This is a genomic window from Azospirillum ramasamyi (assembly GCF_003233655.1).
GTDB classification, from domain to species: Bacteria; Pseudomonadota; Alphaproteobacteria; order Azospirillales; family Azospirillaceae; genus Azospirillum; species Azospirillum ramasamyi.
The window spans coordinates 711,935-730,431 of record NZ_CP029830.1 but is presented as its reverse complement, the minus strand read 5'-3'; the positions used below and the strand labels follow the sequence as shown (position 1 = coordinate 730,431).

Sequence of the window (18,497 nt, the reverse complement as noted above, 5' to 3'; positions counted from 1 at the left end):
GACCGGACTTCCTGTGGTTTTCATATTTCAAAATAGAGGAATTTTATTTCTTTTTAATCAATTCACCATGGCCGCACGCTATCTTGCGCCACCCTTCCAGTCGCCCGCCGGCATTTGGGAAGGGCATCACCGCCTACGGCTCCAGTACGCCCAAAGCCGGATCGGGTTACCGGCTGCTCGCCACACGGACCGTTCCCACCCCGAACATCGCTGTTGACCAAACCTGTATTATGGATCATACAGATTCCTGTCTGATAAAGAGACAGGCGACGGTTTCCAGCGACTTTTCCAGCAACAGGGGGAGGCGGAGAACTGTGAAGTCGGCGGTCGAACCCCTGAAGGCGCGCAGGATCTATCTGCTGCTGCGCGACCGCATCGTCACCGGCGAACTGCCGCCGGGCGCACGCCTGCCGGGCGAACCGGCGCTGGCGGCGGAACATGCCGTGTCGCGGGTCACCGTGCGCCGCGCGCTGGATCTGCTGGAAAAGGAAGGGCTGGTGCAGCGCAAGCCCGGCTCCGGCACCTTCGTCCACGACACGCGCGCCGTCCGCCCGATCGTCGCCGACCTGTCCAACGTGCTGTCGCACCTGATCGACATGGGGCGCAGCACCGACGTGCGGCTGCTGTCCTTCGGCTATGCCACGCCGCCCGAAGCCATTGCCGCCAGCCTGGGGCTGCAGCCGGGGGAGCGGGTCCAGCGGTCTGTGCGCGTGCGCCTGATCGATGGGGAGCCGTTCTCCTACCTGACCACCCATGTGCCGGAATGGATCGGCCTGACCTATTCGGAGGCGGAGCTGGCGGCGCGTCCGCTGCTGGAGCTGATCGAACGGTCGGGGGTGGAGACCGACCGCGCCACCCAGGCGATCAACGCCACGCTGGCCGGGCCGGAAGCCGCGGCGGCGCTGGATCTGGAGATCGGATCGCCCCTTCTGACCCTGACCCGCATCGTCTACGAGCCGTCGGGCCGCGGCGTCGAGCATCTGCACGCGCAGTACCGGCCCGACCGCTACAGCTTCCACATGGATCTGGTGCGCACCGGCAACGACGGCGAACGGCGCTGGAGTCCGGCGCTCGGCTGGCCGCGCGTCACCGACAAGAGCAAATCCGACAAAAGCAAATCGGGCGAAAAGCCCGCCCGCAACCCGCGGGTCATCAAACAGAGGAGTTGAGCGTTATGGGACGTTCGGTTCAGGATCCCGCGATTTGCGCCGTTTCCCGCCGTACCGTGCTGAAGGCCGGCGCCGCCGCTGCCGCCGTGACGGCGCTGCCCTTCGCCCCGTCGGTTCTGCGGGCGCAGACCCCGGTGGTGAAGGTCGGCATCCTCCAGCCGGTGACCGGCGCGCTCGCCCATGACGGCGATCTCGGCCGGCTGGGCGCCGAGATGGCGATCAAGGAGATCAACGCGGCGGGCGGCATCAAGTCGCTGGGCGGCGCGAAGATCGAGATGGTGTTCGGCGACGCCCGCTCCACCCCCGAAGCCGGCACGCAGGAGGTGGAACGCATGCAGGCGGAAGGCGTGTCGGCCATCGTCGGCGGCTTCGCCAGCCCGATCTGCCTTGCCGCGTCCCAGGCGGCGGCGCGCTACGACCTGCCCTATCTGGTCGATGTCGGCGTGTCGGACCAGATCATGTCGCGCGGCCTCGCCAACACCTTCCGCTTCAGCCCCGGCTTCGGCAAGGTCACCACGGTGGCGCTCGACAATCTCACCGCCATCAACGAAATGGCGGGCAAGCCGGCCAAGACCGTCGTGCTGGTGCATGAGGACGGGCTGTTCGGCTCCGGCCTCGCCAAGCTGCTGCAGACCGAACTGCCCAAGCGCGGCTTCGAGGTGCTGGAGACCATCGCCCATCCGACCCCGGCGCGCGACATGTCCAACGTGGCGCTGCGCATCCGCTCGCTGAACCCGGATCTGGTGATCCCATCCAACTATTACGGCGAGTTCGTGCTGCTCGCCCGCACGATGCAGCAGCAGCGCATCAAGCCGAAGGGCATCTACGCCATTCTCGGCGGCGCCGCGTCGAACGGGCGCTTCGTCAAGGAATTCCCGCAGGCGGCCCAGAACGTCATCGACTGCAACCACTGGCACGATCCGAAGAACCCGAAGGCGCTGGCCCTGCGCAAGGCGGTGGAGGAGCAGGGCAAGTCCTTCGCCTACAATGTGCCGCTGAACTATTCGAACCTGCTGCTGCTGGCCGACGCCATCGAGCGCGCCGCCTCCACCGACCGCAGGAAGATCATCGAGGCGCTGAACGCCTCCAGCTTCGCCGGGCACATCATGCCCTATGGCCCGACGAAGTTCGTGAACGGCCAGAACGAGGGCGCCACCCCGATCAACACCCAGATCCAGGGCAGCGACATCAACGTGATCTACCCCGAAGCGTTCGCCGAGGCGAAAACCAACTTCCCGGCGGCCTGATCCTTTTTCCGCCGCCGCACCTCCGCAGTCCCCTCCCCCGTCCGGGCCCGGCCGCGAACCGGCCGCCCGGCCGGGCGGAGGGGTCGTTCCTCCCATGCGCGGGCTGCCATGTATTCACCTCAGATCATCCTGGAAGCGGCGCTGAACGGTCTGATGACCGGCGCGGTCTATGCGCTGATCGCGCTCGGCCTGACGCTGATCTACGGCGTGCTCCACATCATCAACTTCGCCCATGGCGCGCTGCTGACCTGCGCGATGTTCGCGGTGTGGCTGGCCTGGGCCTGGCTGGGGGTGGATCCCTATCTGGTCATCGTGCCGCTGGTGCCGCTGATGTTCGCGCTCGGCTACGGGCTTCAACGCTTCGTCGTCGGACCGGCCAGCCACGGCGACGACGGCAACATCCTGCTGGTCACGCTGGGCCTGTCCATCGTGCTGGAGAATGTGCTGCTGGCGCTGTTCCAGTCGGACACCCGCACGCTCGACACCGATTATTCCTTCCAGGTGGTGGCGCTGGGGCCGCTGCTCCTGTCCTATCCGCGGGTGATCGGGCTGGGCGTGGCGGTGGTGGTGACCGGGCTGTTGTGGCTGGTGCTGAACCGCACCGACACCGGCAAGGCGATCCGCGCCGTCGCCAAGGAGAAGCTGGGCGCCAATCTGGTCGGCATCGACGTGCCGCACATCTATGCCGTCACCTTCGGGCTGGGCTGCGCCTGCCTCGCCGTGGCGGCGGGGCTGCTGATGCCGACCTTCTACGTCAACCCGCGCGTCGGCGGCGCCTTCGTGCTGGTCGCCTTCACCGTGGTGGTGCTGGGCGGCATGGGGTCGATCCCCGGCGCGCTGCTGGGCGGCCTGTTCATCGGCGTGGTGGAGAGCCTGTGCGGCCTGTTCCTGGGCGACAGCCTGGGCCAGATCGGCATCTTCCTGATCTTCATCGCCGTGCTGCTGGTGCGGCCGACCGGATTGTTCGGAGCCAAGGCATGACCGCGCGCGACCTGATCCCGATCGCCGTCCTGACCGTCCTGGCGGCCCTGCTGCCCCTGGTGGTGACCTCCAGCACGGTGCTGAACTTCCTGGTCTTCACGCTGATCGTGTCGCTGGGCGCGCAGGGCTGGAACATCCTGGGCGGCTTCGGCGGCCAGTTCAGCTTCGGCCATGCCGCCTTCTTCGGCACCGGCGCCTATGTGACGGCGATCCTGCAACTGCGCTACGGCGTCAACGCCTGGGCCGGGCTGGTGCTGGCGACGGCGGCCGGCGCCCTGGTCGGCTGGATCATCGGCTTCCTCAGCTTCCGGTCGGGCCTGCGCGGCTCCTACTTCGCGCTGGTGACGCTGGCCTTCGCCGAGGTGTTCCGCATCCTCGCCAACGCCGCCTCCTTCACCGGCGGCGCGGCGGGCCTGCTGATCAAGCTGGACGTCCGCCCCGGCAACCTGCAATTCGACGACCGCGCCGTCTTCTACTGGCTGGTGCTGGCCTTCGTCGCCGCGGCGCTGCTGCTGACCCGCTGGATCCAGCGCTCACGCTTCGGGGCGCAGCTGGTGGCGGTGCGCGAAAACGAGGACGCGGCCAAGGCGCTGGGCGTCGATTCCCTGAAGGTGAAGCTGCGCGCCATCGCCCTGTCGGGCGGGGTGACGGCGCTGTCCGGCTGCCTCTATGCCCAATACTTCCTCTACATCGACGCCAACATCGCCTATGGCAGCTGGATTTCGGTGGAGCTTCTGCTGGCCCCGATCATCGGCGGCGTCGGCACCGTCTTCGGCCCGGTGGTGGGAGCGCTGACCCTGCACGGGCTGGGCGAGATCGCCAAGCAGTTCGCCGGCCGCATTCCCGGCATCGACCTGATCGTCTTCGGCTGCGTGCTGGTGCTGGCCGTGGCGTTCGCCCGCGGCGGCATCCTGGGCCTGCTGGAGCGGCTGCGCGACCGCGGCCGGGCGATGATGGCGCGCGGACCCAAGGAGGTTTCCCATGCTGGCCGTTGAGGGCGTCTCCAAGCGTTTCGGCGGGCTGATGGCGGTGGACAGCGCGACGCTGGCGCTGGAGCCCGGCGGCATCGTCGGGCTGATCGGGCCGAACGGCGCCGGAAAGACCACGCTGTTCTCGATGATCTCCGGCTTCATCGCCCCCACCGAAGGACGCATCCGCTTCGAGGGCACCGACATCACCGCCGAGGAACCGCACCGCCGGGCCGAGCGCGGCATCGGCCGCACCTTCCAGATCGTCCAGCCCTTCGCCGGGCTGACCGTGTGCGAGAACATCGCGGTCGGCGCCTATCTGCGCCACGCCCGGCGCGCCGACGCCACCGCCAGGGCGCGCGAGGTGGCGCGCCGCGTCGGGCTGGGCGCCGAACTCGACCGACCGGCCGGCGGGCTGACGGTGGCCGGGCGCAAGCGGCTGGAACTGGCCCGCGCGCTCGCCACCGAGCCGAAGCTGCTGCTGCTGGACGAGGTGCTGGCCGGCCTGAACCCGTCGGAGATCCGCGACATCATCCCGGTGATCCGGGGCATCCGCGACGAAGGGGTGACGATCCTGATGATCGAACACGTCATGCAGGCGGTGATGAACCTGTGCGAGCGCGTCTATGTGCTGGCCCAGGGGCGCATGATCGCCGAGGGGCCGCCCGCCGCCGTCTGCGCCGACGCCCGCGTGATCGAGGCCTATCTCGGCCACGGAGCCGCCGCCCGGCTGCAGGCGGAGGGGGCGGCCCATGGCTGAACAGCTTCTGGAAATCCGCGGGCTGAAGACCGGCTATGGCGCGACCGAGGTGCTGCGCGGCATCGACATGGCGGTGCATGGCGGCGAGATCGTCACGGTGCTGGGCTCCAACGGCGTCGGCAAGACCACGCTGAACAAGGTGCTGTCGGGCGTGCTGCCGCCCTGGACCGGCGAGATCCGCTTCGGCGGCAGCCGCATCGACGGCAAGTCCGCCGCCCGCATCGTCGAGGAGGGGCTGATCCAGGTGCCGGAAGGCCGCAAGATCTTCCCCAACCTGTCGATCCGCGAGAATCTGGAACTCGGCAGCTACCGCCGGGGCAAGCCGAACCGGGCGCGGAACCTCGACCGCATCTTCACCGCCTTCCCCCGCCTGAAGGAGCGCGAGAACCAGTTCGCCGGCACGCTGTCGGGCGGCGAGCAGCAGATGCTGGCCATCGGCCGCGGCATGATGGCGGAGCCGCGCCTGCTGATCCTCGACGAACCGTCGCTCGGCCTCTCGCCCCTGGTGGTGGAGGAGATGTTCGGGCTGATCCGCCGGCTGAACGGCGACGGGCTGGCGATCCTGCTGGTGGAGCAGAACGTCGTGCAGTCGCTGGAGGTCGCCCGCCGGGCCTACATCCTTGAGAACGGCGTCTTCGCGCTGTCGGGACCGTCCGACGAGATCGCGCGCGACCCCGAACTGAAACGCACCTATCTGGGCCTGTGAGCGATGCCCGCTCCGGCCCTCCCCCGACATCTTCAAACCCTGACCCGGCCGTGCCGCGACGGCGTCGCGCCGCGCCGCCGGGGGGAGCGCTTGACATGACCGTCCCCAGCATCAGTTTCCGGGACCGACTGGCCCAGGACCGCGTCGTCCTGGCGCCCGGAGTCTACGACGCCTTCACCGCCTCGCTGGCGGCGGCGGCGGGTTTCGAGGCGCTGTACCTCTCCGGCGCCGCCATCGCCTATACCCGGCTCGGCCGGCCGGACATCGGGCTGGTGTCGGTCAGCGAGGTGGCGGACACCATCGCCCTGGTGCGCGACCGGGTGCCGACGCCGCTGGTCGTCGATGCCGACACCGGATACGGCAACGCGCTGAACGTGCAGCGCACCGTCCGCATGTTCGAGCGCGCCGGCGCCACCGCGCTGCAGTTCGAGGACCAGAGCTTCCCCAAGCGCTGCGGCCACCTGACCGACAAGGCGGTGATCCCGGCGGGCGAGATGGCCGGCAAGATCAAGGCGGCGGTCGATGCCCGCGCCAGCGAGGACACCCTGATCGTCGCCCGCACCGACGCGGTGGCGGTGGAAGGCGTCCCGGCCGCGCTCGACCGCGCCCGCCTCTATGTCGAGGCCGGGGCCGACGTGCTGTTCGTCGAGGCGCCGAAGAGCCGGGAACAGCTGGCCGCCATCGCCACCGACCTGGGCGGCATCCGCCCGCTGCTGGCCAATATGGTGGAGGGCGGGCAGACGCCGATCAGCTCCGCGTCGGAACTGGGCGAGCTGGGCTACCGGCTGGTGATCTTCCCCGGCGGCATCGTGCGGGCGCTCGCCCGGCAGGCGCAGGACTATTACGCCTCGCTGGCGCAGCACGGCACCACCCAGCCCTTCCGCGACCGCATGTTCGACTTCAATGCGCTGAACGACCTGATCGGCACGCCGGAGATGCTGGCGCTCGGCGAGACCTACAAGGACTTCGGACCCGCCAAGCGGGAGGACGCAGCATGACCACCAAGACCGCCGCCGGAACCACCGCAATCGACCCCGTCACGCTGGCCGTCCTGAAGGGCCGGCTGGAGCAGATCGCCGACGAGATGGACGCGACGCTCTACCGCTCCGCCTTCAACCCGATCATCGCCGAGGCGCGCGACGCCTGCCACGGCCTCTACCATGCGGAAACCGGCGCCACGCTGGTGCAGGGCACCAACGGCCTGCCGATCTTCGTCGGCGCCATGGCCTTCGCGGTCAAGGCGGTCATCGACAAGGTGGCGCGGGACGGCGACCTCCACCCCGACGACATCTTCCTGTTCAACGACCCCTATGACGGCGGCACCCACCTGAACGACTTCCGTCTGGTGCGGCCGATCTTCCGCAATGGCCGGCTGTTCTGCTGGATGGCGTCGGTCGGCCACTGGCTCGACATCGGCGGCAACGTGCCGGGCAACTTCAACGCCCGCGCCACCGACAGCTTCCAGGAGGGCGTGCGCATCCCGCCGGTCAAGCTGGTCAAGGCCGGGGCGATGAATCACGACCTGCTGGCGATCCTCGCCGCCAATTCCCGCGTGCCGGTGTCGAATTACGGCGACCTGAACGGGCAGCTGAACGCGCTGGATCTCGGCGTGCGCCGCCTGACGGAACTGCTGGACGAACATGGCGAGGAGACGGTCGCCGCCGCCTTCGACGCCTTCACCGCGCGGGCCGACGCGCTGATGCGCAGCGCCATCGGGAAGCTGCCGGACGGCGTCTACAGCTTCGAGGATTACCTCGACAACGACGGCATCACGGCGGACCGGCTGCTCATCGCGCTGGATTTGACCATCGCCGGCGACCGGATGACGCTGGACTTCTCGCGGTCCTCCGCCCCCTGCGCCGGGCCGCTGAACATCGCCTATTCCACCGCAGTCGCCTGCTGCTATGTCGCGCTGAAACATGTCTTCACCGACGTGCCGGCCAATGCCGGCTGCCTCAACCCGATCACCTTCGTCATCCCCGAAAGCACCCTGCTGGCGGTGAAGCCGCCGAAGCCGGTCGGCGGCTATACCGAAACCATTCTGCGCGTCATCGGCGTGGTGTTCGGCGCGCTCGCCCTGGCCGATCCGGCCCGCGCCACCGCCGCCCCCTTCGGCACCATCAACGCGCTGTCGCTGGCCGGCCACCGCAAGGACGGCTCGCGCTGGGTGATGTTCTCCTTCTTCGGCGGCGGCTTGGGCGGCAACCCGGAGACGGACGGGCTGAACCATGCCAACAACCCGATCTCCACCGCCACCATCCCGCCGGTGGAAATCCTGGAAGCCGCATATCCGGTGATGTTCACCCAATGGGCGCTGCGCCCGGAATCCGCCGGGGCCGGCCTGCACCGCGGCGGGCTGGGCGCCGTCTACGAGATCGAGGCGCTGACCGACGCCGAGGCCTTCCTGCTGGGCGAGCGCGGCGTCTTCGCCCCCTTCGGCGTGGCCGGCGGCGCTCCTGCGGCGCTCAACCGCTTCACCTGGCAGAGCGACGAGGGCGAGAAGTCGCCGCCGCTCGCCTCCAAGGTCACGGACGTCAAGATCCGCGGCGGCCAGCGCGTGCGGCTGGAAACGCCGGGCGGCGGCGGCTGGGGCGACCCGAAGCGGCGCGATGCGGAGGCCGTCGCCCGCGACGTGCGGCTCGGCTATCTCGGCCGTGACGCCGCACGCAACGCCTATGGCGTGGCGCTGACCGAGGACGGCGCGCTCGACATCGCCGCCACCGCCGCCTTGCGCGAATCCCCCGCCGCCTGACGATTCTGGAATCCAAGACCATGAGCAACGGTATTTCCACGGGTGCCGCCAAGGGTGCCGCCAAGGGCGCTATCGTCGGCGTCGATGTCGGCGGCACCTTCACCGACCTGTTCCATTACGACGAGGCGCGCGGCAGCTTCCGCACCGCCAAGGTTCCCTCCAACCGCGGCGACGAGGCGGTCGGCTTCCTCGCCGGGCTGCAGAGCTTCGGCCCGGTCGCAGAACTGGGCTCCATCGTCCACGGCACCACCGTCGGCACCAACGCGCTTCTGGAGCGCAAGGGCGCCAAGGTCGGCCTGATCACCACCGCCGGCTTCCGCGACGTGCTGGAGATGCGCCGCCGCGACCGCCGCCACACCTGGGGCCTGTGGGGCGATTTCGTCCCCGTGGTCGACCGCGACATGCGTCTGGAGGTGGCGGAGCGCACGCTGGCCGACGGCACCGTCCGCACCGCAATCGACCCGGAGGAGGTTCGCGCTTGCGCCCGCCGGCTGGCCGAACAGGGGGCGGAGGCGCTCGCCATCGTCTTCATCAACGCCTACGCCAACCCGGCCAACGAGCTGGCGGCGCTGGAGGCGGCGCACGAGGTCTGGCCGAACGCCAACCTGGAATGCTCCTCCCGCATCCTGCCGGAAATCCGCGAGTTCGAGCGCACCTCCACCACCGCGCTGAACGCCTATCTCCAGCCGGTTGTCGGCAGCTATCTCGCCAAGCTCGACAACGCGCTGGCCGGGGAGGGCTTCGGCGGACGCTTCCACATCGTGCAGTCGAACGGCGGCGTGATGTCCACCGACACCGCCCGGCGCCTGCCGGTGCGCACCGCCCTGTCGGGGCCGGCGGCGGGCGTCATCGCCGCGGCGGCGATCGCCAAGGCGGCGGGCTTCCCCAACGTCATCACCGGCGACCTCGGCGGCACCAGCTTCGACGTGTCGCTGGTGGTGGAGGGGCAGACCATGCTGGCCGCCCAGACCACCATCGATTTCGGGCTGGTCGTCCGCACGCCGATGATCGAGATCACCACAATCGGCGCCGGCGGCGGCTCCATCGCCGGGGTGGATCCCGGCGGCATGCTGCAGGTCGGGCCGGAGAGCGCCGGCTCGCGGCCGGGGCCGGTCTGCTACGGCCAGGGCAACACCCGCCCGACCCTGACCGACGCCAACGTGCTGCTCGGCCGCATCAATGCGGAGCGTCCCATCGGCGGCAAACTGGCGCGGCTGGACGTCGACGCCGCCCGCAAGGCGATCGCCACCCATGTCGCCGAACCGCTCGGCATCGACGTCATGGCGGCGGCGGAAGCGGTGGTGCGCATCGCCAACAGCAAGATGGCCGGCGCCATCCGCCTCGTCTCCATCGAGCGCGGCCACGACCCGGCCAAATTCGCCGCCGTGCCCTTCGGCGGCGGCGGCGCGCTGCATGTCGGCGCGCTGATCAAGGAGGTCGGGTTGAAGGCGGCGCTGGTGCCGCGCTTCCCCGGCGTGACCTCGGCGCTCGGCTGCGTCATCGCCGACATCCGCCACGATCAGGTGCAGACGCTGAACCTGCCGCTGGCGGGGATCGACGCCGGATCGCTCGACCGCCGCATGGTGGAGGAAGCGGCATCCGCCCGCGCCGTGGTGGAATCCGCCGGCCTCAGCGTCGAGCGCATCGACCTCGTCTTCGAACTCGACATGCACTACATCGGCCAGACCCACACGGTCGCCGTGCCGCTGCCGGTGTCGGTCGAAAACGGCACGGCCGGGCCCACCACCGGGCCCACTACCGGGATCGACGAGGCCACCATCCGCGCCGCCTTCGAGCGCGCCTATCAGGCCTCCTTCAGCCGGCTGCTGCCGGGCGTCGGCGCCAAGATCGTCAACCTGCGCACCGCCGCCATCGGCCGCCGCCCGCATTTCGACCTCTCGGCCCTGGCCCCCGCGGCGGGCACGACGATGGAGGGCGCCCATGCCGGCTCACGCCCGGTGTGGTTCGACGGGGCCTGGCACGAGACCGCCGTCTACAACCGCCTCGACCTGCCGGTCGGCGCCGTCATCCAGGGTCCGGCGATCCTGGAGCAGCCGGACGCCACCACCGTCATCGATCCCGACCTCAGCGCCCGCGTCGACGGCTTCGGCAACGTCATCGTGGAAAGGAGCGCCCGATGAGCGGCACCGCGATTCCCATCGAACGCACCGCCCTGCTGGTCTGCGACCTGCAGAACGACTTCATCCACCCGGAAGGCGCCTATGGCCGCGCCGGGCAGACCGCGCCGGAGATCCTGGCGCTGCCGGAGCGGGTGAAGCCGCTGGCCGACCGGCTGCGCTCTCGCGGCGGCTGGGTGATCTCCACCAACTTCACCCTGGTGCCCGGCCGCGGCGGCGAGCCGATGATCTCCCCCCATCTGAAGACGCTGCGCCCCTTCCTCGCCAAGGGCGATTTCCGGCCCGGAAGCTGGGGGCACCGCACGGTGGACGCGCTGCAGCCGGTCGATGTCGAGGTGGAGAAGGTCGCCTATTCCGCCTTCTACATGTCGCGGCTGGAATGGGTGCTGCGGAAATGCGGGGTGGAGCGGCTGCTGGTCTGCGGCATCGTCACCAACGGCGGCGTCGCCTCGACCGTGCGCGACGCCCATGTCCGGGAGTTCGACACCATCCTGCTGGAGGACGGCTGCGCCGCCTTCAGCCGCGAGGTGCATGAGGTCTCCGTCGCCGCCCTGCGCCCGGTCTGCCGCGTGGCGACGGTCGCCGCGATGCTGGAGGAGGAGGCGCCCCCATGAGCCGCATCCTGCCCGCCGACGGCGTGGAGTTCGGGGTCACGGTTCCCGTCCTGGTGATCGGCGGCGGGGCCGCCGGCATGGTCGCGGCGCTGGCCGCCCACGAGCGGGGCGCCGGCGTGCTGGTGCTGGAGCGCGACGCGCTGCCCCAGGGCTCCACCGCCCTGTCGGCCGGGCTGATCCCGGCGCCGGGCACCCGCTGGCAGCGCGATGCCGGGATCGAGGACAGCCCGGAACGCTTCGCCGCCGACATCGTGGCCAAGGCGAAGGGCGAACCGGACCCGGCAGCGGTCGCCCGCGTCACCCAGGCCGTCGGACCGGCGCTGGAATGGCTGGCCGACCGCTACGGCCTGCCCTTCTCGGTGGTGGACAATTTCAGCTATCCGGGACACGGCGCCCGGCGCATGCACGGGCTGCCCAGCCGCTCGGGCGCCGAACTGATCGACCGCCTGCGCGGTGCGGTGGAGGAATCCGGCATCGACGTGCTGTGCGAGGCCCACGTCACCGCGCTCTATGCCGATGGGCCTCTGGTCCGCGGCGTGGAGATCACCCGCCCCGACGGCAGCGTCGAGCCGGTCGGCTGCGCTGCGCTGGTCCTCGCCTGCAACGGCTATGGCGGCAACAGGGCGCTGGTCGAGCGGCATGTGCCGGAGCTGGCCGACGCGCTCTATTTCGGCCATCCCGGCAACCAGGGCGACGCGCTGCTGTGGGGCGAGGCGCTGGGTGCCGCAACCCGGCATCTGTCGGGGCATCAGGGCCACGGTTCCGTCGCCCATCCCGCCGGCATCCTCGTCACCTGGGCGACGATCACCGAGGGCGGCGTGCAGGTGAACACCGGGGGCCGGCGCTTCTCCAACGAGGCGCAGGGCTATTCGGAACAGGCCGCGCTCGTGCTGCGCCAGCCCGACGGCATCGCCTGGACCGTGTTCGACGAACGGATCGCCGCCATCGCCCGCCAGTTCGAGGATTTCCGGCAGGCCGAGGCGATGGGCGCGGTGCTGACCGCCGACACCCCCGCGGAACTTGCCCGGCAGATGAGGATCGACGCCGACGCCCTCGCCGCCACGCTGGCCGACACCGACCGGCTGAAGACGGAGGGCGGAAGCGACGGCTTCGGCCGCAGCTTCGCCGGTTCGGCCCCGCTGGCGCCGCCCTACCGCGCCGTCCGCGTCACCGGCGCCCTGTTCCACACCCAGGGCGGGCTGGTCGTCGATGACGACGCGCGCGTTCTGGACGGCAGCGGCGCGCCGCTGCCCAACCTCTATGCCGCCGGCGGCGCCGCCTGCGGCGTCTCGGGATCCAAGGCGTCCGGCTATCTGTCCGGCAACGGCCTGCTGACCGCGGTGGCGCTCGGGCGCATCGCCGGTTCAGCCGCCGCAAGCGCCGCAAGGGAGGAAACCAGCCGATGACATCGCAGCCACGCAGCCTGTTCGAGAAGGTCTGGGACGCCCATGTCGTGGCGACCCGGCCCGACGGTCAGGCCCTGCTCGCCATCGACCGTCATTTCCTGCACGAGGGCTCCTTCCACGCCTTCGGCATGATCGACCATGCCGGCCGCAAGGTCCGCCGGCCGGAACTGACCTTCGCCGTCGCCGACCATTACGTGCCGTCGCACAGCCGGGCGAAGCCGATCGCCGACCCCGAGATCGCCAACATGGTGACGATGCTGGAGGCGAATGCCGGCCGCCACGGCCTGCGCCATTTCGGCCTGCACGATCCGGCGCAGGGCATCGTCCATGTGCTGGCGCCGGAACAGGGCTTGACCCTGCCCGGCCTGACCATCGTCTGCGGCGACAGCCACACCTCCACCCATGGCGCCTTCGGCGCGCTGGCCTTCGGCATCGGGGCGACCGAGGTGTCGCATGTGCTGGCGACGCAGACGCTGTGGCAGCGCCGGCCCAGGACCATGCGCATCACCGTGGACGGGGTTTTGGGGCCGCATGTGACGGCCAAGGATCTGATCCTGGCGGTGATCGCCGCCATCGGCGCCGACGGTGCCGCCGGCCATGTCATCGAGTATGCCGGCAGCGCCATCCGCGCCCTGTCGATGGAAGGCCGCCTGACCGTCTGCAACATGTCGATCGAGGCGGGCGCGCGGGCCGGCATGATCGCCCCCGACGACACCACCTTCGCCTGGATCGAGGGGCGGCATTACGCGCCCAAGGGCGCGCTGCTCGACCGGGCGGTGGCGCATTGGCGGACCCTGGCCAGCGACGCGGGCGCCGTCTTCGACCGCGAGGTGACGCTGGACGCCGCCGCCATCGCCCCGGCCGTGACCTGGGGCACCAGCCCGGAGACGGCGGTTCCGGTGACGGCGGCGGTTCCCGATCCCGCTGCCGAGGCCGACCCGGTGCGTGCCGGCCAGATGCGCAAGATGCTGGATTACATGGGCCTCGCCCCCGGCATGGCGCTGGAGGATGTGGCGATCGACCGCGTCTTCATCGGCTCCTGCACCAACGCCCGTTTGGAGGATCTGCGCGGCGCCGCCGCGGTGCTGCGCGGCCGGCGCGCCGTGGTGCCGGGTCTGGTGGTGCCGGGATCGGTCCCGGTCCGCCGGCAGGCCGAGGCGGAGGGGTTGGACCGCGTGTTCATCGACGCCGGTCTGGAATGGGGGGAGCCGGGCTGCTCCATGTGCGTGGGCATCAACGGCGATCTCGTTCCGGCGGGGGAGCGCTGCGCCTCTACCACCAACCGCAACTTCCCCGGCCGCCAGGGGCCGAACGCCCGCACCCACCTGATGAGCCCGGCGATGGCCGCCGCCGCCGCCGCGACCGGGCGGCTCACCGATGTCCGCAAGCTGGGAGCGTCGTAGAATGGAACCCTTCGTCACGCTGACCGCGCCGGCGGTGCCGCTCGACATCGCCAACATCGACACCGACCAGCTGCTGCCCGCCCGCTTCCTGAAGAAGCCGCGTAGCGCCGGCTACGGCAACTTCCTGTTCCATGACGAGCGCAAGCCGGGTTTCCCGCTGGACGACCCGGCCTATGCCGGCGCCCGCGTCCTGGTGACCGACCGCAATTTCGGCTGCGGATCCTCGCGGGAAGGGGCGGTCTATGCGCTGGTGGACGGCGGCTTCCGCTGCGTCGTCGCCCCCAGCTTCGGCGACATCTTCGCCGCCAACGCCGCCAAGAACGGCCTGCTCACCATCATCCTGCCGGAGGATGCGGCGGCGGCGCTGCGCCGCCAATTGCAGGAGGCTCCGGGAGCCGAGGTCATTGTGGACCTGCCGGCCCAGACCCTGACCGGCCCGGACGGGCGGGCGCTGTCCTTCGCCATCGACCCGTTCAAGAAGGAATGTCTCGTCGAAGGCCTGGACGACGTGGCGCTGACCCTGCGCCATCAGGATGCCATCGACGCCTTCGACCGGGCCGACGCCGAGGCCCGGCCCTGGGTGGTGCCGGGAGCCTGAGACGAGGCTCCCGGACCCTTTTGGTTCAGCGCGGCAGGGGCGTACCGTTGACCGCGTGATAGCTGCGGATCACCTGGCTGTCGTCCATCGTCCCCTCGCCGCGCCCGGAGGTCGCCAGGAACATCTGGTGGGCGACGGCGGCCAGCGGCAGGGCCGCCTTGGCGTCGCGCCCGGCCTCCAGCACGATGCCGAGATCCTTGACGAAGATGTCGACGGCGCTGGTGATGTCCGGCTCCGCCTCCAGCATGCGGGGACCGCGGTCCTTCAGCATCCAGCTCGATGCCGACGACCCGCTCATGATCTCCAGCAGGACCTTCAGATCCACGCCGACCTTGGCGGCCAGCGCGAATGCCTCCGCCACCACGGCGATGTGGACGCCGCACAGCAGCTGGTTGACGGTCTTCACCGTGGCGCCCTGCCCCGGCGTCCCGCCGACATGGAACACCTTGTCGCCCATGGCGGCCAGGACCGGGCGCACCCGCTCCACCGTCTCCGCCGGAGCCGCCGCCATGATCGACAGCGTGCCGGCGACGGCGCCCACCACCCCGCCGGAGACGGGAGCGTCGACGAAGCGGCGGCCCTCCGCCTCCACCCGCTCCGCCAGGGCGGCGACCGCGCCCGGCGGGCAGGTCGCCATCAGGATCACCGACGCGCCGGCCGGCAGGGCCTCCAGCGCGCCGTCGGCGAAGAGGGCGGCGTCGGCCTGGGCGGCATTCACCACCATCAGGACCAGCGCATCCGCCCCCGCCGCCGCGGCGGCGGCACTGGAGGCGCCCGTTCCGCCCGCGCCTTCCAGCGCCCGGACGCTCTCCGTCCGCACGTCGAAGCCCCGGACCTTGAACCCCTTCGCCAGCAGATTGCGCGCCATCGGCATGCCCATGGAGCCGAGGCCGATGAAACCGACTGTCGTCATCGTATGAACGTCCTTGGATAGAGGTGCTGCCGGATCAGTACAGGATCGTCGCCGGCACGTAGGACACCAGCCCCAGCACCGTCAGCGCCACCAGATAGAAGGGCCACAGCTCGCGCACGATGGCGCCGATGGGCTCGCGGGAAATGGCGGCGGAGATGAACAGGGTGGTGCCGATGGGCGGGGTGAACAGGCCGATGCTGAGATTGACGGCCATCATGATGCCGAGCTGGATCGGGTCCATGCCGATGGCGCCGCCGACGGCGACGAAGGTGGGGCCCAGCAGCAGGATCGCCGCCGGCAGGTCGAGGAACATGCCCACCACCAGCATGATCAGGTTCATCGCCAGGATGATCAGCCACGGCTCCTTCAGCACGCTTTCGGCGTAAGAGGCGACCGCGTTCGGGATCGCTTCGGTGATCAGCACATAGCCGACGAGGTTCGAGGCGGCGATGACCAGCATGACCACGCCCGTGGTCACCACCGTGGCCAGCAGCGCGGCATAGATGCGCTTCACCGTCAGGTCGCGGTAGATCAGCACGCTGACCAGCAGGGCGTAGGCGACGGCGATGACGCTGACCTCGGTCGGGGTGGCGATGCCGAAGCGCAGCAGCACCAGGATGAAGGCCGGCATCAGCAGCGCCGGCAGCGCCGTGACGGTTGCCATCCCCAGCGCCCGCAGACCGCCCTCGCTCTTCAGCAGGGGGAAATTGCGCATGCGGCCGCTGACATAGCAGACGACCATCATGCCGCCGGCCAGCATCAGGCCCGGCAGGATGCCGGCGAGGAACAGCGAGGCGATGGAGGCGTTCGACACCGCGGCATAGAGGATCAGCGGGATCGACGGCGGGATCAGCCCGGCGATCACCGACGACGAGGCGGTCGCCGCGGCGCCGAACGCCGCAGGATAGCCCTCGCGCTTCTGCCAGGGGATCAGCATGGAGCCGAGCGCCGACGCCTCGGCCACGGCGGAGCCGGACACGCCGCCGAAGATGGTGGAGCCGACGACGGTGACCTGCGCCAGCCCGCCGTGGAAGCGCCCGACCAGCGCCGCGGCGAAGCGAACCAGCTTCTGGCCCAGCGTGCCGCTCATCATCAGCGCGCCGGACAGGATGAAGAACGGGATCGCCAGCAGCGGGAAGCTCTGGGTCGGCTGGAACAGCTTGATGACCGCGATGACGGAAGGGACGGAGCCCATCGTCATCACGGCGGCCCCCGAACTGATGACCAGCGCATAGCCGACGGGGAATGAGAGAAGCAGAAGAACGGCGAAGACGGCGACCATCACGACGGTCATAGCTCTTCCTCCGACACATGGGCGCGGACGGACCGCGGATCCTCGGTGATCAGCAGGCGCAGGAAGGTGGTGACGGCGGTCAGCCCCACCCCGACGAAGCCGGCGATCAGCGCCAGATAGGCCCAGCGGGCGCTGACGCCCGTCACCGGGTAGACCTCGCTGCCGGTGATCTCGATGACGGCGAGGCCGATATAGGCGAGATAGAAGAAAGTCGCCGCGACCAGGAGCTGCATCGCCAGCAGCAGCGCCCGCGACGCCCTGCGCGGAAGCATGTCGAGCAGCAGCGTGACCGAGATATGCGCGCCCTTCTGCGCCGCCACGACCACGCCGCCCATCACCAGCCAGGGGAACAGCAGGTTCGGCATCTCGGACGGCCAGCCCATTCCCTGGGTGGTCAGGTAGCGGACCACGACCTCGCCCCCCAGCGACAGGAACAGCACGACCAGCGACAGGATCGACACGGCGGCGGCAGCGACGAAGATCGCGGCGTCGGCCGCCTGGAGAAGGGTGGCGGGAAATCCCGCCACCCCATGCTCCCGGTCGTGGGACACCGCCATCACGGCGCAGCCCCGGCCGCAGCCTCCTTGCGGACCAGCGCCACCAGCTCGGGGAACTGCTTCTCCCACTTGTCGTAGACCGGCTTGGTCTTGGCGACGAAGGGCGCCGGATCGACCGTGTTGAACTTGACGCCCGCGTCCTCCATCTTCGACCGCAGCTCCTGGTCGGCCTTGGCGGACATCTCGCGGTTCAGCTTGCCGGCCTCCGCCGCCGCCTCCAGCACCGCCTTCTGGTCGGCCTTCGACAGGGTGTCGAACACCATCTTGCTGGCCAGCAGCGGCGTCGCCTCATACTTGTGGCCGGTCAGCGAGATGTATTTCTGCACCTCGAAGAGCTTGGAGGAGTGGATGTTCATCAGCGGGTTCTCCTGCCCGTCGACCACGCCCTGCTGGAGCGCGATGTAGAGTTCGGAGAAGGCCAGCGGCGTCGGGTTGGCGCCCAGCGCCTTGAAGATGTCCACGGTCATCGGATCCGGCGGGGTGCGGATCTTCACGCCCGCCAGATCCTCCGGCTTGGCGATCGGGTGGACATTGTTGGAGGTGTGGCGGATGCCGTTGTCCCACATCGCCAGCAGCACCAGACCCTTGGTCTTCGACGCATCGTCCAGCTTCTTCGCCACCGGGCCGTCCAGCACCTTCCAGGCCTGCGGCAGCGACTGGAACAGGAAAGGCAGGCCCAGCACGGCATATTCCGGCACGACGCCGGAGGTGGTGCCCTGCGAATTGGCGCTGAAGGCCAGCGTGCCCAGGCGCATGCTGGTCAGCGCCTCCACGTCGTCGCCGTACTGGGCGCTGCCGCCGACCTCGACCTTCACCCGTCCGTCCGTCTTCTGGGCGACGAGTTCCGCGAACTTCAGCGAGGCTTCCGCCTTCGGGTTGCCGGGAGCCGCGTTGTGGGCCAGACGCAGGACCTGCTGGGCCCAGGCGGCGGGCGATGCGACCAGGGCGGTTCCCACCATCAGCGACAAGAGCAGCTTCTTCATCGGATTCC

The 18,497-nt window shown here is 69.9% G+C and carries 17 protein-coding genes; 13 read left to right on the top strand and 4 right to left on the bottom strand.

Annotation, left to right across the window (positions count from 1 at the left end):
- The first annotated feature begins 314 nt into the window (after positions 1–314).
- From DM194_RS15740 to leuD, 13 genes are all read left to right on the top strand, one after another.
- Complete coding sequence (locus DM194_RS15740; protein WP_111068486.1) at positions 315–1,169, top strand: GntR family transcriptional regulator; 855 nt, start codon at positions 315–317, stop codon at positions 1,167–1,169.
- Positions 1,170–1,174: 5 nt separating this feature from the next.
- Complete coding sequence (locus DM194_RS15735; protein WP_111068485.1) at positions 1,175–2,416, top strand: ABC transporter substrate-binding protein; 1,242 nt, start codon at positions 1,175–1,177, stop codon at positions 2,414–2,416.
- A 108-nt stretch (positions 2,417–2,524) separates the two neighbouring features.
- Positions 2,525–3,397, top strand: coding sequence for a branched-chain amino acid ABC transporter permease (locus tag DM194_RS15730; protein ID WP_111068484.1), 873 nt, complete (start codon positions 2,525–2,527; stop codon positions 3,395–3,397).
- Positions 3,394–4,392, top strand: a complete 999-nt coding sequence (locus DM194_RS15725) for a branched-chain amino acid ABC transporter permease (protein WP_111068483.1) — start codon at positions 3,394–3,396, stop codon at positions 4,390–4,392. Before DM194_RS15730 ends, DM194_RS15725 begins: the two co-directional genes overlap by 4 nt.
- On the top strand, positions 4,379–5,125 hold the full coding sequence (locus DM194_RS15720; protein ID WP_111068482.1) for an ABC transporter ATP-binding protein: 747 nt from the start codon (positions 4,379–4,381) through the stop codon (positions 5,123–5,125). Before DM194_RS15725 ends, DM194_RS15720 begins: the two co-directional genes overlap by 14 nt.
- Complete coding sequence (locus tag DM194_RS15715; protein WP_111068481.1) at positions 5,118–5,831, top strand: ABC transporter ATP-binding protein; 714 nt, start codon at positions 5,118–5,120, stop codon at positions 5,829–5,831. Before DM194_RS15720 ends, DM194_RS15715 begins: the two co-directional genes overlap by 8 nt.
- A gap of 110 nt (positions 5,832–5,941) precedes the next feature.
- Positions 5,942–6,829: an isocitrate lyase/PEP mutase family protein gene (locus DM194_RS15710; protein ID WP_111068708.1), complete on the top strand. Its 888-nt coding sequence runs from the start codon at positions 5,942–5,944 to the stop codon at positions 6,827–6,829.
- A complete protein-coding gene (locus DM194_RS15705) occupies positions 6,826–8,583 on the top strand; it encodes a hydantoinase B/oxoprolinase family protein (RefSeq protein ID WP_111068480.1) in 1,758 nt (585 codons plus the stop codon). Before DM194_RS15710 ends, DM194_RS15705 begins: the two co-directional genes overlap by 4 nt.
- A gap of 20 nt (positions 8,584–8,603) precedes the next feature.
- Positions 8,604–10,724, top strand: a complete 2,121-nt coding sequence (locus tag DM194_RS15700) for a hydantoinase/oxoprolinase family protein (RefSeq protein WP_111068479.1) — start codon at positions 8,604–8,606, stop codon at positions 10,722–10,724.
- On the top strand, positions 10,721–11,335 hold the full coding sequence (locus tag DM194_RS15695; protein ID WP_111068478.1) for a cysteine hydrolase family protein: 615 nt from the start codon (positions 10,721–10,723) through the stop codon (positions 11,333–11,335). The genes DM194_RS15700 and DM194_RS15695 overlap by 4 nt, the downstream gene beginning before the upstream one ends.
- Entirely contained in the window at positions 11,332–12,741 is a 1,410-nt protein-coding gene (locus tag DM194_RS15690; protein ID WP_111068477.1) for an FAD-dependent oxidoreductase, read from the top strand. Before DM194_RS15695 ends, DM194_RS15690 begins: the two co-directional genes overlap by 4 nt.
- Entirely contained in the window at positions 12,738–14,144 is a 1,407-nt protein-coding gene (gene leuC, locus DM194_RS15685) for a 3-isopropylmalate dehydratase large subunit (RefSeq protein ID WP_111068476.1), read from the top strand. The genes DM194_RS15690 and leuC overlap by 4 nt, the downstream gene beginning before the upstream one ends.
- A gap of 1 nt (position 14,145) precedes the next feature.
- Positions 14,146–14,742, top strand: a complete 597-nt coding sequence (gene leuD / locus DM194_RS15680; protein ID WP_111068475.1) for a 3-isopropylmalate dehydratase small subunit — start codon at positions 14,146–14,148, stop codon at positions 14,740–14,742.
- 25 nt (positions 14,743–14,767) lie between these two features.
- On the opposite strand, the gene DM194_RS15675 is transcribed toward leuD, so the two are convergent.
- The 4 genes from DM194_RS15675 to DM194_RS15660 are packed head-to-tail and all read right to left on the bottom strand — an operon-like array spanning position 14,768 to position 18,489.
- On the bottom strand, positions 14,768–15,655 hold the full coding sequence (locus DM194_RS15675) for an NAD(P)-dependent oxidoreductase (protein WP_111068474.1): 888 nt from the start codon (positions 15,653–15,655) through the stop codon (positions 14,768–14,770).
- Positions 15,656–15,689: 34 nt separating this feature from the next.
- Entirely contained in the window at positions 15,690–16,949 is a 1,260-nt protein-coding gene (locus DM194_RS15670) for a TRAP transporter large permease (protein WP_111068473.1), read from the bottom strand.
- Complete coding sequence (locus DM194_RS15665) at positions 16,946–17,506, bottom strand: TRAP transporter small permease (RefSeq protein ID WP_111068472.1); 561 nt, start codon at positions 17,504–17,506, stop codon at positions 16,946–16,948. Before DM194_RS15665 ends, DM194_RS15670 begins: the two co-directional genes overlap by 4 nt.
- Positions 17,506–18,489 (bottom strand): TRAP transporter substrate-binding protein, encoded by a 984-nt coding sequence (locus tag DM194_RS15660; protein ID WP_111068471.1) that lies wholly within the window; start codon positions 18,487–18,489, stop codon positions 17,506–17,508. Before DM194_RS15660 ends, DM194_RS15665 begins: the two co-directional genes overlap by 1 nt.
- Between the last annotated feature and the right edge of the window lie 8 nt (positions 18,490–18,497).

Excerpts from the sequence above, each read along its gene's own strand:
- leuC (WP_111068476.1), top strand. The coding sequence starts at position 12,738 with ATGACATCGCAGCCACGCAGCCTGTTCGAGAAGGTCTGGGACGCCCAT.
- DM194_RS15705 (WP_111068480.1), top strand. The coding sequence starts at position 6,826 with ATGACCACCAAGACCGCCGCCGGAACCACCGCAATCGACCCCGTCACG.
- DM194_RS15665 (WP_111068472.1), bottom strand. The coding sequence starts at position 17,506 with ATGGCGGTGTCCCACGACCGGGAGCATGGGGTGGCGGGATTTCCCGCC.
- DM194_RS15700 (WP_111068479.1), top strand. The coding sequence starts at position 8,604 with ATGAGCAACGGTATTTCCACGGGTGCCGCCAAGGGTGCCGCCAAGGGC.
- DM194_RS15695 (WP_111068478.1), top strand. The coding sequence starts at position 10,721 with ATGAGCGGCACCGCGATTCCCATCGAACGCACCGCCCTGCTGGTCTGC.
- DM194_RS15735 (WP_111068485.1), top strand. The coding sequence starts at position 1,175 with ATGGGACGTTCGGTTCAGGATCCCGCGATTTGCGCCGTTTCCCGCCGT.
- DM194_RS15725 (WP_111068483.1), top strand. The coding sequence starts at position 3,394 with ATGACCGCGCGCGACCTGATCCCGATCGCCGTCCTGACCGTCCTGGCG.
- DM194_RS15670 (WP_111068473.1), bottom strand. The coding sequence starts at position 16,949 with ATGACCGTCGTGATGGTCGCCGTCTTCGCCGTTCTTCTGCTTCTCTCA.
- DM194_RS15715 (WP_111068481.1), top strand. The coding sequence starts at position 5,118 with ATGGCTGAACAGCTTCTGGAAATCCGCGGGCTGAAGACCGGCTATGGC.
- DM194_RS15675 (WP_111068474.1), bottom strand. The coding sequence starts at position 15,655 with ATGACGACAGTCGGTTTCATCGGCCTCGGCTCCATGGGCATGCCGATG.
- DM194_RS15690 (WP_111068477.1), top strand. The coding sequence starts at position 11,332 with ATGAGCCGCATCCTGCCCGCCGACGGCGTGGAGTTCGGGGTCACGGTT.
- DM194_RS15660 (WP_111068471.1), bottom strand. The coding sequence starts at position 18,489 with ATGAAGAAGCTGCTCTTGTCGCTGATGGTGGGAACCGCCCTGGTCGCA.
- DM194_RS15720 (WP_111068482.1), top strand. The coding sequence starts at position 4,379 with ATGCTGGCCGTTGAGGGCGTCTCCAAGCGTTTCGGCGGGCTGATGGCG.
- leuD (WP_111068475.1), top strand. The coding sequence starts at position 14,146 with ATGGAACCCTTCGTCACGCTGACCGCGCCGGCGGTGCCGCTCGACATC.
- DM194_RS15730 (WP_111068484.1), top strand. The coding sequence starts at position 2,525 with ATGTATTCACCTCAGATCATCCTGGAAGCGGCGCTGAACGGTCTGATG.